Source organism: Catenibacillus scindens (assembly GCF_014202115.1).
GTDB lineage: Bacteria > Bacillota > Clostridia > Lachnospirales > Lachnospiraceae > Catenibacillus > Catenibacillus scindens.
Genome location: NZ_JACHFW010000016.1, coordinates 67,844 through 80,932, shown reverse-complemented (window position 1 = coordinate 80,932; position 13,089 = coordinate 67,844). Strand labels below are relative to the sequence as shown.

The 13,089-nt window shown below is 49.3% G+C and carries 14 protein-coding genes; 6 read left to right on the top strand and 8 right to left on the bottom strand.

What is annotated here, in order from left to right; all coding sequences use genetic code 11:
* Positions 1–112 precede the first annotated feature (112 nt).
* The 3 genes from HNP82_RS18500 to HNP82_RS15365 all read right to left on the bottom strand — a co-directional run bounded on the left by HNP82_RS18500 (position 113) and on the right by HNP82_RS15365 (position 2,313).
* Entirely contained in the window at positions 113–1,051 is a 939-nt protein-coding gene (locus tag HNP82_RS18500; protein WP_330599656.1) for a hypothetical protein, read from the bottom strand.
* The gene (locus HNP82_RS18140; RefSeq protein ID WP_243164800.1) at positions 1,029–1,760 is read right to left on the bottom strand and encodes a CHC2 zinc finger domain-containing protein; all 732 of its coding nucleotides are present in this window, start codon (positions 1,758–1,760) and stop codon (positions 1,029–1,031) included. Before HNP82_RS18140 ends, HNP82_RS18500 begins: the two co-directional genes overlap by 23 nt.
* 67 nt (positions 1,761–1,827) lie before the next feature.
* Positions 1,828–2,313, bottom strand: a complete 486-nt coding sequence (locus HNP82_RS15365) for a DUF4368 domain-containing protein (RefSeq protein ID WP_243164799.1) — start codon at positions 2,311–2,313, stop codon at positions 1,828–1,830.
* On the opposite strand from HNP82_RS15365, the gene HNP82_RS15360 reads away from it, so the two are divergent.
* Positions 2,293–3,261 carry a virulence RhuM family protein gene (locus HNP82_RS15360; protein ID WP_408609665.1) on the top strand — a complete coding sequence of 323 codons (969 nt, stop codon included), beginning with the start codon at positions 2,293–2,295 and terminating at the stop codon, positions 3,259–3,261. The genes HNP82_RS15365 and HNP82_RS15360 overlap by 21 nt on opposite strands.
* 234 nt (positions 3,262–3,495) lie before the next feature.
* Positions 3,496–3,681 carry a cysteine-rich KTR domain-containing protein gene (locus HNP82_RS15355; RefSeq protein WP_183776171.1) on the top strand — a complete coding sequence of 62 codons (186 nt, stop codon included), beginning with the start codon at positions 3,496–3,498 and terminating at the stop codon, positions 3,679–3,681.
* A 556-nt stretch (positions 3,682–4,237) separates the two neighbouring features.
* On the opposite strand, the gene thiM is transcribed toward HNP82_RS15355, so the two are convergent.
* A complete protein-coding gene (thiM, locus tag HNP82_RS15350) occupies positions 4,238–5,104 on the bottom strand; it encodes a hydroxyethylthiazole kinase (RefSeq protein WP_183776159.1) in 867 nt (288 codons plus the stop codon).
* Entirely contained in the window at positions 5,091–5,636 is a 546-nt protein-coding gene (gene thiW / locus HNP82_RS15345) for an energy coupling factor transporter S component ThiW (protein ID WP_207720645.1), read from the bottom strand. Before thiW ends, thiM begins: the two co-directional genes overlap by 14 nt.
* Before the next feature lie 266 nt (positions 5,637–5,902).
* Between thiW and HNP82_RS15340 the strand changes: the two genes are divergently transcribed.
* The 4 genes from HNP82_RS15340 to HNP82_RS15325 all read left to right on the top strand — a co-directional run bounded on the left by HNP82_RS15340 (position 5,903) and on the right by HNP82_RS15325 (position 10,555).
* On the top strand, positions 5,903–6,676 hold the full coding sequence (locus HNP82_RS15340) for a class I SAM-dependent DNA methyltransferase (protein ID WP_183776157.1): 774 nt from the start codon (positions 5,903–5,905) through the stop codon (positions 6,674–6,676).
* 13 nt (positions 6,677–6,689) lie between these two features.
* On the top strand, positions 6,690–7,565 hold the full coding sequence (gene hslO, locus HNP82_RS15335) for an Hsp33 family molecular chaperone HslO (RefSeq protein ID WP_183776155.1): 876 nt from the start codon (positions 6,690–6,692) through the stop codon (positions 7,563–7,565).
* A gap of 137 nt (positions 7,566–7,702) precedes the next feature.
* On the top strand, positions 7,703–9,706 hold the full coding sequence (gene ftsH / locus HNP82_RS15330; protein ID WP_183776153.1) for an ATP-dependent zinc metalloprotease FtsH: 2,004 nt from the start codon (positions 7,703–7,705) through the stop codon (positions 9,704–9,706).
* A gap of 333 nt (positions 9,707–10,039) precedes the next feature.
* Positions 10,040–10,555, top strand: coding sequence for a CarD family transcriptional regulator (locus HNP82_RS15325; protein WP_183776151.1), 516 nt, complete (start codon positions 10,040–10,042; stop codon positions 10,553–10,555).
* A 276-nt stretch (positions 10,556–10,831) separates the two neighbouring features.
* Here the strand turns inward: HNP82_RS15325 and HNP82_RS15320 are convergent, their stop codons facing one another.
* The 3 genes from HNP82_RS15320 to HNP82_RS15310 are packed head-to-tail and all read right to left on the bottom strand — an operon-like array spanning position 10,832 to position 13,049.
* Positions 10,832–11,251, bottom strand: coding sequence for an aspartate carbamoyltransferase regulatory subunit (locus HNP82_RS15320; protein WP_183776150.1), 420 nt, complete (start codon positions 11,249–11,251; stop codon positions 10,832–10,834).
* Complete coding sequence (pyrB, locus tag HNP82_RS15315; protein ID WP_183776148.1) at positions 11,245–12,165, bottom strand: aspartate carbamoyltransferase; 921 nt, start codon at positions 12,163–12,165, stop codon at positions 11,245–11,247. The genes HNP82_RS15320 and pyrB overlap by 7 nt, the downstream gene beginning before the upstream one ends.
* A 5-nt stretch (positions 12,166–12,170) precedes the next feature.
* Positions 12,171–13,049 (bottom strand): YhfC family glutamic-type intramembrane protease, encoded by an 879-nt coding sequence (locus HNP82_RS15310; protein WP_183776146.1) that lies wholly within the window; start codon positions 13,047–13,049, stop codon positions 12,171–12,173.
* Positions 13,050–13,089: the final 40 nt, after the last annotated feature.

Genomic DNA, 13,089 nt, shown 5'->3' with positions numbered 1-13,089 from the left:
AAAAACAAAATGAGAATTAATCCGCAAGGACTATCGTTGAAAACAGCTCGGGAATGCGTAGAGAGCCACTTAAGAGCTGCCATTATATTATAGAGAGGGAACGGTATACGATTTACCGTTCCCTCTCTTTGCTCTTTTTCTTTTGAAAAGTCTGCTGCTCCTTCTGTGCCTGCCACACCATTCTCCGTACTGCCTGCCGCTCCATATCTTCATGCAGCATACGGGAAACCGCCTTTTTGCTGTCAAACATCAGAAGCGGGCTGTACTTCTCGCCGTAAACTTGCTGTGCCCGGTTCTCCGCTTCCTGCTCCTTGCCGGGGCGGATGGCCTGCCTCGCTTCATAGAGATGCACCGGGTCGAAGCCCTTAGTCTGCTCCCGAAGCACGGCATACTCATTCAGGGCAGCGTCCAGCTCGGCAGAATACTTCTGTTCCTGTTCTTCCAACTGCTTCAGGCTTTGCTCCATGGCTGCAATGTCCTTGGGAAATTTATCGGCAGCATCTTCCCCGGAATATGCCAGCGATGCCAGAAGCAGATTCTTTTCCGAACGCAGTTCCTCCAAATCCTCTGTCAGTGTCGCTATCTTAGCCGCCAGCTCCCGGTGCCGGAACACATGGACAGCAGAGAGCGCCTTTTTCTCGGAAAGCAGACTGCGGCGCTCTTTCGTCTTATCCCGTATGTCCTTTGCCAGCTGATTGTACTGCGTGAGGGCAGGGCGCAGCGTATTCAGCGAAGCGTTCAGGCGTTCCTTGCCCTTGCGGAGATACCCCAGCTGATAGCAGAACAGCAGCAGATTTTTTCGCAGATTTTCCATGGCCTCGGCGAGCGCGGGGATGGTGTTCTTGACTGCCATCGCCAGCTTTTTCAGCTCCTCAAAAATTTCTCCCCGCAGGGGCAGTTCATCGGTCACACGGCCTTCGGGCGTGAAAAAAGCCCCGTTTGTGAAGATGATCTTGTGCGTCTGCAAGAACTCCTCACAAAACAGGGCTTCGTTGATGCTTTTGCCATCGAACCAGACGGGCATCCCATCAAGCTGCGTTTTGTTTTTCATGGGCGTTGTCCTCCTTTTTCAGCCTGTCCAGCCGTTCCTCCAAACCGGCAATCAGGCCATCCTTGTTCAGCATTTCCACGATTTTCACCCGATGTTCCAGTTCGGCGGCAATGAGCAAATCCGCCAGATACTCCACATAGTCCAGCATCTGGCAGGCTTCCACAAACCGGTCATCCTCGTCCTCACAAGCTGCATATCCCTCGCTCCCGCCTTGCGGCGAGAGCTCGCTCATTCCGCTGCTCGTCCTCTCCCCAACGGAACCGCTTTGCTGGGTTCCGTTGGGGACCCCAGTTTCATCTGGATGGGATGGGGCATAGTTCTGTTTCCAACCTTCCAGAAGATGCAGATAATCGCACAGCACCCGCAGGCAGTGCACTTCCTCCTGCCGGTATGCTTTCAGCAGAGGACGCTCCGGTTTTGGTAAGGCGATTGCCGCCGGGGGCTTGTCAGGGTCAATCCCGAAATCCTGTGCCAGTTTCTGCGCTGCCTCATAACTGCTCAGGTCAAACAGCCTTGCCACAAGGTCGATCACATCGCCGGTGGCCCCGCAGCCGAAGCAGTAAAAATATCGTTCATTCAGCTTCACGCTGGGGTGTCGGTCCTCATGGAACGGACAGCTGCACATCCCGTTTCGGTTGACTTGCAGCCCATAGTGTTCCGCCGCATCCGGCACACAAATATTCTGTTTTACCAGTTCAAAGAGTGTCATGAAAATCCCTCCGTTTCAGGGCATAAAAAAAGCGGCCTGCCCGGTTCGTTGGGGCAGGCCGCAGTCTTTATGCAGTTTGTGATGTTTCCGTTTCTTTGGCTTTCCGCTTTTCCTGCCGGTAGAACTTCTCCCGGCAGGCGGGTTTGCAGAATTTAGCGTTGGGGCGGACAGACTGGAACGGCTCTCCGCAGCACTGGCATACCAGCTGGTACGGTTCACCCGGAACGATGAGCCCCTCGGCAATCTTCTGTTTGCGCTCCTTCTGGCGCAGATATTTTTCATGGTCACGGATGCGCTTCCGGCGACGCTTTTCCTCCGCAGCCAGTTCTTCCTCGGTGGGTTCGGGCATGGGCACTTCAAATTTCCCGATAAAGTTCAGGTAAATCTCGATTTCCTGCACCCGTTCCCCGGTACTTCTGTCCGGGGCATGGACCAGAATCTTCTCCACAAATTCATGGATCATGGGGGCGGTCAGCTCGGTGAAATCCGTATATTTCTGTGCCAGCGCCAGAAAGTGGCTGGCACGGTCGGTATCCTCGTGAAATTGGTCCAACTGTGCCTGCTCTTTCAGGAAAACCTCTGGCTGACACAGGCAAAAATGGCAGAGCTGTTCGAGGTGCAGAAAGCAGCCATTTCCAAGCATCTGAAAAACATTTTTGAATCCGGCGAACTGAACGAGGATTCAGTTGTTTCCAAAATGGAAACAACTGCGGCGGACGGAAAACGGTATCAGACCAACTATTATAATCTGGACGCCATTATCGCTGTGGGGTATCGTGTAAACTCCAAAAAGGCGACCATGTTCCGCATTTGGGCGAACCGGGTGTTGAAAGAGTTCATCATCAAAGGTTATGTGATGGATGACGCACGGCTGCGGGAGCCGGAGAACTTTTTCGGCAAGGATTATTTTGAGGAACAGCTGGAGCGTATCCGGGACATCCGGGCCAGCGAGAGAAGGTTCTACCAGAAAATCACGGACATCTATTCCCAGTGCAGCGCCGACTACGATGTGGAAAGCCCCATCACAAAGGAGTTTTTCGCCACGGTGCAAAACAAGCTCCACTATGCGGTCACCCATCATACCGCCGCCGAGATCGTATATGGCCGTGCCGACAGAACCAAGCCCAACATGGGGTTGACCACATGGAAAAACGCCCCCAAAGGCCGCATCCGCAAATCGGATGTCACCGTCGCTAAAAACTATCTGAACGAAACGGAAATGCGTAACCTGAACGAGATTGTCACCATGTACCTGGACTATGCGGAACGGCAGGCCCGCCGGGGAAATGTCATGTATATGGCCGATTGGGTCAAGCGGCTTGACGCATTTTTACAGTTCAACGAGGAAGATATTCTGCATGATAAAGGCAAGGTGACTGCCGCCATTGCCAAAGCCTTTGCTGAGAAAGAGTTTGAAAAGTTCCGGGTATTGCAGGATCGGACCTATCAGAGCGACTTTGACAGACTGGTTGCGGAAACTTCGGATGATCTGGCAGAATAACCATATACACAGAAAGCCCACGCCACCGGTTCTCACTTTCCTCGCACTGGGCGATAGCGTTCTGCGCCCGGAGTTCCTCCACCAGAGCATAGTCCTCTTTGCTGAGCCGCTGGGATAGCTGCTCCATCTTCCAGTTGGTACTGTTTGCAATTACTATTACTTATTTTTTTATTCTCACAAAGACACTCCCTAAAAATCAGTATTACGACAGGAAGGATAGCTGATATAGAAAATGTGATTTCAGAATGGTTGCGCTGCCCTGTTTGCGGAAATAAGACAAGGCTGAAAATTCGTGGGGACACAGAACTAAAATATTTTCCGCTGTTCTGTCCTAAGTGTAGACAAGAGACTTTAATCAATGTAAAACATCTGAATACCACAGTTATCAAAGAGCCAGACGCACAGACGCAGAGCCGATAACACGCAGATCAAAATGCGGTTATCGGCTCTTTTATTTTTTCTAGGATAAATATAAATGCCGCTATGTCGACAAACTTTTCTTGACCTTGTGGGGAAATAGCAAAGCCAAGAAAAGCCGTCAAGGGTCAAGATGAAAACGCTTCGCGCCATTGACGGCTTTTCCCGTCTTTGCTCACAGGCAGACAAGAGGGCGCAAACGGAAAGACCGCTTGCACCCTCTATCTATCATGGGTGTCTTGTGGTCATTTAGGGGTTAAAAAAGCCTTGATTTATGCGGCTTTGCGGGCGCGAAAATGGAGAGATAAGGGTTTTATATTCAATCCCTCAAAAACAGCGTTCTATCGCGTAACAAAGCGGATATACCGCATTTCACGATATACCCGCTTTCAGTTACTACAACCTGTCTGTCAGCCGTTGAATTGTTCCTTATCCCTCTTTATCTTGAAGGCTGGTCGCCTTTTTTTGTGCAATACGCCTGGAGCAAATACTAAAGCTCTATCAAAGGTGATGCCGCCTGGTGGAGCTTTGTTGTTTTAAGCGGGGAATTAGACTTGTCTCAGGATGTATATATTTCACTGACCGCATCCATGAGGGCTGTCTCAAAAGAGCCCAGGCACCGCCGCTTTTGGCCGGGAGAAATTGGGCTTTTCGACTCTTTTTCCCCCTGCGTAAGTTTTTCAAGGCTTTGGGCGGCTCGCTCTGAGGCCAGGCACATGGTGAGGATACCGCAGGCAGCCGCGGCCATAGGACTTTTTGCCACTGCAAGATAAGCCCCGATGAGAGAATTGACCATACAGCCGGTGCCCACAAGAGTGGGGAGCAGCTCAGAACCCCGGTCAAGGACAATACTCTCGTCTTTAGAACAGATATAGTCACGGGCACCTGTGCAGGCCATGACACAGTCATATTTTTGTGCCAGGTCTCTGGCTACCTTTGGAATTTCCACGGAAGAAGACGCACCGTCGATACCTCTGCTTAAAGCGGCTTGGCCGTGGAGATTGAGAAGTTCCGCTCCGTTGCACCGGATCACGTCAAAATGAAAGGTGTTAAGAAGGAAGCGGATAAAATCAGAGCGGTAGGATGAGAGGCTGGCACCCACCGGGTCAAGAACCACCGGGATGTGATGGCTGCCGGCGTACTCAAGTGACTTTGGGATAGAGGCCATCACTGTATTGTTTAACGTTCCGGTATTGACTACCAGGGCATCGGCCTTTGCGGTGATCTGGGTGGTTTCCTCCGGGGCAAAAGCCATAATAGGCGCCGCGCCAAGGAACGCGGTGATCCTGGCACACTGGTAGATGGTGACAAAATTGGTAATATGGTGGATTACCGGCTTTTCCTTAAAAATTGCCGCCCGGTACACTCTGATTTTTTCCTCATATTCTGTAATTTCCGGTAAAATCAGGGGCTTATCGGGGATCATCACTCATTACTCCTTTTAATACTTTCATCAGTCTAAGCTGTTTGATGACCAGGTAGGCGATAATGCTGCCTACAATGGTGCTGACAAAGAAGGGCAGAACATAGCCGAAAACTGCGGCGGAATCGCTGCTTAAAAAGAGTTTGGCCACAAAATAGGCGCAAATCCCGCCGAGAACGCTTGTGCCGAAAACTTCGCCCACAAAGGCGGCGATATCTTTTTTAAATAGCATATAGAGGATTCCGGCCAGGGCGGCACCAATCATACTGCCGGGGAAGGCAAGGAGGCTTCCTGTGCCAAGGATAAAACGGATCAGTGAAATTAAAAAGGCGTTGATCACTGCGTATCCCGGTCCCAGGATGACAGCGCCGCACACGTTGATAAAATGCTGGACCGGAGCGCACTTTGAGGCGCCTATGGGAAATACGAGAAGGGTGGACGTAGCTACGCCAAAGGCGATAAAAAGAGCGGAAAGCACCAGCTTTTTTGTCGGTATCAGCGTTTTTGTCCCGGTACCTGTTGTTTCTTTTGTCATAATATTCGTCTCCTATCTGTTTTCTGTATAATGCCATACATATGAGTTGCCCGACAAATGAGCATGACCTTTTGTCGCTTGTCTCGTACATATTGTAGCAGATTTTTTCTCAAAATACCATAGACAAAACCTTTGCTTGCCCTTTGGTTGAGGGGATGATAGAATAAATATGAATGAGATTAGCGACAAAAGGTCATAATTTTCATGCTTGCATGAAAATTTATGACTTTGTGGCGCGAAAAACACCGAAAAGGAGAATTTCTGACATGGATGCATATACCAGTTTTGCCGAGGTTTATGATACATTTATGGATAATATTCCATATGATGAGTGGGAAAAATACCTTGTTTCATTATTAAAAGAATACGGTGTGGATGGGGGACTTGTGTTAGAGCTTGGCTGCGGCACAGGGAATATGACCCGCAGGCTTGCAGGGGACGGCTACGATATGATTGCTGTGGACAATTCCGCTGAGATGCTTATGACTGCCAGAAATAAAGGGGCTGGGGAGGCAGAGGAAATTTTATATCTTCTCCAGGATATGCGCTCTTTTGAACTTTACGGGACGGTCCGGGCGGTGGTGAGTATCTGTGACAGTATGAACTACATCACAGAACCGGAGGATTTAAAGCAGGTTTTTAAACTGGTTAATAATTATCTGGATCCCGGCGGTATTTTTATTTTTGACATGAATACTCCTTATAAGTACAGGGATATTATGGGGAGCCGGACCATCGCGGAAAACAGGGAGGACTGTAGCTTTATTTGGGACAATTTTTATGATGAGGAAGAAAAGATCAATGAATACCAACTGAGTATTTTTATCCGGCTCCAGGAAGGGGAAGGCCCCGGTGGCGGAGAACTTTTTGAGCGCTATGAGGAAAACCATTTTCAGCGGGCCTATGACCTGAAGGAAGTAAGTGACCTTTTGGCGGAGAGCGGCATGGAGTTTGTTGCAGCCTACGACGCGTTTTCCAGTGAACCGGTTCGTGAAGACAGTGAGCGGATGTATATTATTGCCAGAGAAAAAGGAAAGTAAAAGGAGATCAAGTATGACAGATTATATTGTAAGAGCGACTGCCGCAGGGCACCAGGTGCGTATTTTCGCGGCGACAACTAAAGAGATGGTGGAGACGGCCAGAGCGGCCCACAATACAAGTCCTGTGGCCACAGCAGCTCTTGGACGCCTGATGACCGGCGCCGCCATGATGGGGAGTATGATGAAAGGGGAGGATGACAAGCTGACCCTTCAGATTATCAGCGGCGGCCCTATTAAAGGAATCACTGTAACTGCCGACGGCCGGGCGAATGTGAAGGGCTATGTGGCAGAACCTCAGGTAATGCTCCCGCCAAATGCCTATGGCAAGCTGGATGTAGGCGGCGCCGTGGCTCCGGGAATTTTGAGAGTCATTAAAGATATGGGCCTTAAAGAACCTTACACAGGCCAGATCGACCTGGTATCCGGGGAGATTGCCGAGGACTTAACCTATTATTTTGCCGCCAGTGAGCAGGTTAATTCCAGCGTCGCCCTGGGGGTTCTCATGGAAAAAAATAATACAGTGAAGCAGGCCGGCGGATTTATTATCCAGCTTATGCCTTATACCCAGGAGAGCGTCATCGAAAAACTTGAGGAAAATCTGAAAGATATTCCTTCAGTGACTACCATGCTTGAAAACGGGGAGACACCGGAGTCGATGCTTGAAAAGCTGTGCGCCGGAATGGACTGGGAAATACTGGACACTGTACCTACACGGTTCTACTGCGACTGCTCAAAGGAAAAAGTAGAAAAAGTTATTTTAAGTCTGGGCGAAAAGGAAATACAGGATATGATCAGCGATGGGGAACCTATTGAGGTTAACTGCCATTTCTGTAATAAACACTATCACTTTACCGTTGATGAGTTGAAAGCGCTGCTGATTAAGGGATGAATTCCCGGAGAAAAATAAAAAAAGTATTAAATCTTTGCCGGGACTATTGCAAATCTTTGTAGGTGTGTTATGATAAATATAAATTAGCACTCTATACGGATGAGTGCTGATAAACACTCACGACAGGAGGAATGTTTATGGATAAAGATCATGATCAGAATAATCTTAATATGAAAAATTCCGGTGGATACCAGGGTCCTTCCGGCGGCATGGGTTCCGGCAATAGTGGGCCGGATTCCACACCAAATACACCAAGGTTTGACCGTATTATCATCTTTATTGTGATCGGGCTGGTTCTTACAATGCTCCTGAACAGTCTGGCTACCCGGATGCTCAGTTCCGGCTCCAGCATGGAGATCAGTTATACAGAATTTATGGACAAAGTCAGGGACGGCGCCATTGCCGGTGTAAATATTCAGGACAGTGAGGGCCGGCTTGTAGCCTTACCCGATGACAGTGATGATACGCCGAGAGGTGTGATATATTATATTGTGGGCTATAACGGCCAGGATCCCGATCTGATCCAGACACTGGAAGACTATGACGTGGATACAAGCATTGCCATACCTGAGGAAGTATCACCCATTATTTCTATGCTGGTCTCCTGGGTATTGCCTTTGCTCATCGTGTGGTGGCTCATGTCCTTTATGAGCCGGAAGCTTATGGGCAAGATGGGCGGCGGACTTGGGGGAATTAATAAAAGCAATGCCAAGATCTATATGCAGAACGGCACAGGCGTCACTTTTAAAGATGTGGCCGGCCAGGATGAGGCCAAGGAGTCCCTTATGGAGATTGTCGACTATCTCCATAATCCTCAGAAATATATGGAGATCGGCGCGAAACTTCCAAAGGGCGCTCTCCTTGTAGGACCTCCGGGAACAGGTAAGACCCTTCTGGCGAAAGCTGTTGCCGGTGAGGCCGGAGTCCCCTTTTTCTCCATCTCCGGTTCAGACTTTGTGGAGATGTTTGTAGGAATGGGAGCTTCCCGTGTCCGGGATCTGTTTAAGCAGGCGTCGGATAAAGCTCCATGTATTGTGTTTATTGACGAGATCGACGCCATTGGCAAGAGCCGCGACAACCAGCTTGGCGGCAACGATGAGCGGGAGCAGACGTTAAACCAGCTCCTGACACAGATGGATGGATTTGACGAGAGCAAGGCCATTGTCGTTCTTGGCGCCACTAACCGGCCGGAAGTCCTGGACAAGGCACTGCGCCGTCCTGGTCGTTTTGACCGGACCATCAATGTGACCCAGCCGGATAAGCAGGGACGTGTGGATATCCTTAAAGTACACACAAAAAATGTGCGCCTGGATGATACGGTTAATCTGGACGAGATTGCTCTGGCCACTTCCGGAGCGTCCGGTGCGGATCTGGCAAATATTGTCAACGAGGCGGCGCTGAGGGCTGTGCGTTTTGGACGGCGCAATATTTCCCAGGAAGATCTTTTTGAGTCTGTGGAAGTGATCATTGCGGGACAGCAGCGCAAGAACCATATTATGAGCAAGGAGGAGCGCCAGATCGTGGCTTACCACGAGGTGGGGCATGCCCTTGTGGCTGCCCGGCAGACCAACACTCAGCCGATCCAGAAGATTACCATTATCCCCCGTACTTCCGGAGCCTTAGGCTATACGATGCAGATGCCGGAGGAGGAGCGCTTCCTTATGAAGAAGCCGGAGATCCTTCAGGAGATCGTCACTTTAGTCGGTGGCCGCGCGGCAGAGGAAGTCAAGTTTGGCACGATCACTACAGGTGCCTCCAACGATATTGAAAAGGCCACTGACCTGGCCCGGAAAATGGTGACCATGTACGGCATGTCCTCAGAGTTTGGCATGATGGGCCTGGAACTTCCGGGAAGCCAGTATATGGACGGCCGTCCCGTAAAGACATGTTCCGATGAAACGATGAGCCGGGCTGACGAGATCGTTCGTCAGACTATTGAGAATGCTTACAGTCAGGCGATAGAAATCCTTAAAAACAATCAGATGGAGCTTGACCGGGCGGCAACCTATCTCCTGGAGCGAGAGACCATCACCGGTCAGGAATTTATGGATATACTGGAGACATGTCAGAGGGAAAAACTCGCTAAGCAGGAGGAGCAGGCCCTTCCAGACAGTCACAACAGAGAGATTTCAGTAGAATAAAGCTTTTCACACTCCGGGGCGAGGCGCGGCTGCGCTGGTCCCCGGAGCTTTTTTGTAACAGTTCATCCATCAGGGATGGCGGCTAAACTCTTATATTTCTTGCAAAATTTTCATTTTTCTCTTACAAATAAAAATTTTTTGTGTTAAAATATATCTATAAGTATTTCTTATGCCCCAGGTAACGGCAGTCTTTACGCCGTAGCTTTTGGGGCGCAGTCATTTCTATACCGGAGTTCTATCCCCGTATTGAGATCGGGGGATGTCGCTGTATGAAAATCACTACATTCTATGTCACCTGAAGAATCGTTTTATAATCCGTTGGAGGTTGAAAAGATGTTTCATGAAAATGATCTGATTGTTTATGGAAATACCGGAGTATGCCGCGTCAAAGCCATTGGCCCTCTCAAAGGGATTTCGGAGGCTTCAGAAGATCGGATGTACTATACTTTGGAGCCGGTATATGACCAGAAAGGAACCATATATACTCCTGTGGATACCAAGGTCTATATGCGTATGGTCATATCGCCGGATGAAGCGAGAGCGTTAATCGAGAAGATTCCGAAGATTAAGGCAAGACCTTTGGAATGTCAGAATCAACGGCTGCTTTCTGAGCAGTATCAGGCGTCCATCAGCACCCATAGATGCGAGGATCTTGTCCAACTGATCCGCACCGTATATATGCGCAGCAAACAGGCACTTGCCAACGGCAAGAAGCCGGCTCAGGTGGATGAGCGCTATATGAAGCGGGCCAAGGAGCTTCTCTATGGAGAGCTTGCGGCCGCTCTGGATATGCCCTATAAAGATGTAGAACTTTATATCCGAAGCACTGTTGAAACTATGGAGCAGTGACGGTACGGCGAAGCCAGTCTTCTTTTAAATAAAAAGATACTCCCTCAAAAGCGGCAGGTATTTCATATGTAACAGTTCAGCCCGCGCCATTCGCAAAGGCGCGCTTGCGCGCTGACCCGCGGCTTACGCCGCTCCTTTGCTCATGATCCGGCGCCGGGCTCATCAGGAATGGGGCGGGCTGATCCTTATGCAAGCATAAATCATCCCGCCCATCCCTGATGGCTAAACTGTTACTTTCATATCCCGCAGCCTGGGGGAGTATTTGATTTTTACTTTTTACTTAAATTTTTCTTCGCAGTAAATGCACCGGTATGTCCGCGTCGCGGCGTCCGTCAGCTTGAAAATATGAGGGATTTCCTGTTCAATAGATGTGATACACCTTGGATTTTTGCACCGGATCACATTGGTCACAGTCTCCGGCAGGGTAAGATTTTTCTTTTCAACGATCTTTCCGCCGTGGATTACATTGACCGTAATGTGGTTGTCAATAAAGCCGAGAATGTCAAGATCCAGCTCCATAGGCCCCTGGATCTTAATAATATCTTTTTTTCCCATCTTATTGCTGGTTGCGTTTTTTATAATAGCAACCTGGCAGTCCAGTTTTTCCAGTTTCAGATATTTGTAAATATCCATACTTCTCCCGGCCTGAATATGGTCGATGACATATCCTTCGTCGATTCCGCTGATGCTTAACATGGTTCCACCTCCAGTAAAATCATAATGAGAGCCATACGGGCATAGACACCAAGCTGTGCCTGCTTGAAATAGGCGGCTCTGGGATCTTTGTCCACTTCCACAGAAATCTCATTGACACGGGGCAGAGGATGGAGAACAAGCATATCCGGCCGGGCATATTTCATCTTCGCCGTGTCCAGGATATACCGGTCTTTCAGGCGGATATAATCCTCTTCATTGAAGAATCTCTCCCGCTGTACCCGGGTCATATACAAAATGTCCAGCTCAGGCATAACATCCTCAAGAACTTCCACTTCCTTATAGACAATGTTGTGATCGTCCAGCACTTCTTTGCGGATGTATGTGGGGATGCGCAGTTCCTCTGGTGAGATCATGACAAAACGGATGTTGGGGTAGCGCACCAGAGCGTTTATGAGGGAGTGGACAGTGCGACCGAACTTTAAATCACCACAGAGGCCGATGGTAAGGTCATGGAGACGGCCTTTGAGGGAATGGATGGTCAAAAGGTCAGTGAGTGTCTGAGTGGGGTGCTGGTGGCCGCCGTCTCCGGCATTAATTACCGGAATCCCGGAATGGAGAGAGGCCACATAGGGTGCGCCCTCTTTTGGATGACGCATAGCTGCAATATCTGCGTAGGAAGAAATCACACGGATGGTATCAGCCACGCTCTCGCCTTTGGCGGCGGAACTGGAATCGGCGCTGGAGAAGCCAAGGACGCTGCCACCGAGATTGAGCATGGCTGCCTCAAAACTTAAACGGGTGCGGGTGCTTGGCTCATAAAAAAGCGTCGCCAGCTTTTTTCCGGCGCATACGTGGCTGTACTTTGCCGGGTCTTTTTCTATATCTTCCGCAAGCTGCAGAAGATGGTTGGTTTCCTCTACAGAGAAATCCATAGGACTGATTAGGTGTCTCATAAACATTACCTCCCCTTCTTATTTTTCTTTTTACTTTTGCTTGCTTTAATCATATCGTCCACCCGGTTCTTTTCATACTCTTTGATCTTGTCAAAACCGTAATAAAGAACGGCGGCGCCGAAAATAACCATGATGATTGTCTCAAACCATGGTGTTGTAATGAGCCCGGCGCTGACAATACAGCCGGGAACGATCATGATCACATGGAAAATAATGGCCAGACGCAGGTAAACCTTGTCGCTTTCTTTTGTCCCGAAAACTGAGCGGAAAACAAGGAGTGACGCGCCGATCTGGAAAATAAACATACCAAGGCCCTGGAGGATAACACACAGGAAATCACTGAAGGAACTGGATAAAAGTGAGGTAAAGATCGCTTCCACATTCTGGCGGTCAATGCCGGTCATACTGTCAATAAACTGCTGAGCCTGACCGTTGTTTAAGATAGCGGCATAGGAAAAATAGGACGCCATAGTAATACCTACAGTCATAAAAAGCTCAAGGCCGGCATATCCGGCACCAAATTCAAGGGCATCGCCCCTGAGAGCATATTTGTCCGGATTGGGATCATTTTTCAGGACACGGAGCGTATAATACTTGCCCGCCTGTCCGATAAGTACGCCAATAATCTGGGTAAACAGGGAGTAGATAAAGACCATCGGCACAGAAAAACCTGTGGAATCCACAAAGCGCAGGAGCAGGCCGTTGATAATATTTACGACACAGAAAGAAAGGGCCCCGTAGGTGATCAGACCGACCAGAAAAGGTTTAATGTGTGCTTTAAAACGTTTTTTGAAAATAGCGCATAACAGCAGGGGTACGATTAGGCTGTAAGATACGCCGAACAGGATCAGGCTGATGATCCCGTTGGATAAAGTTCCTGTCATATATAATCCTCCTAATCTTTCACGCCGCTTCCGGCGGCAG

Bases quoted from the DNA above. Each gene is read 5' to 3' on its own strand.
- HNP82_RS18500 (WP_330599656.1), bottom strand. From the start codon at position 1,051: ATGAAAAACAAAACGCAGCTTGATGGGATGCCCGTCTGGTTCGATGGC.
- HNP82_RS15325 (WP_183776151.1), top strand. From the start codon at position 10,040: ATGTTTCATGAAAATGATCTGATTGTTTATGGAAATACCGGAGTATGC.
- pyrB (WP_183776148.1), bottom strand. From the start codon at position 12,165: ATGAGACACCTAATCAGTCCTATGGATTTCTCTGTAGAGGAAACCAAC.
- HNP82_RS15310 (WP_183776146.1), bottom strand. From the start codon at position 13,049: ATGACAGGAACTTTATCCAACGGGATCATCAGCCTGATCCTGTTCGGC.
- hslO (WP_183776155.1), top strand. From the start codon at position 6,690: ATGACAGATTATATTGTAAGAGCGACTGCCGCAGGGCACCAGGTGCGT.
- thiM (WP_183776159.1), bottom strand. From the start codon at position 5,104: ATGATCCCCGATAAGCCCCTGATTTTACCGGAAATTACAGAATATGAG.
- HNP82_RS15340 (WP_183776157.1), top strand. From the start codon at position 5,903: ATGGATGCATATACCAGTTTTGCCGAGGTTTATGATACATTTATGGAT.
- HNP82_RS15320 (WP_183776150.1), bottom strand. From the start codon at position 11,251: ATGTTAAGCATCAGCGGAATCGACGAAGGATATGTCATCGACCATATT.
- HNP82_RS18140 (WP_243164800.1), bottom strand. From the start codon at position 1,760: ATGACACTCTTTGAACTGGTAAAACAGAATATTTGTGTGCCGGATGCG.
- ftsH (WP_183776153.1), top strand. From the start codon at position 7,703: ATGGATAAAGATCATGATCAGAATAATCTTAATATGAAAAATTCCGGT.
- thiW (WP_207720645.1), bottom strand. From the start codon at position 5,636: ATGACAAAAGAAACAACAGGTACCGGGACAAAAACGCTGATACCGACA.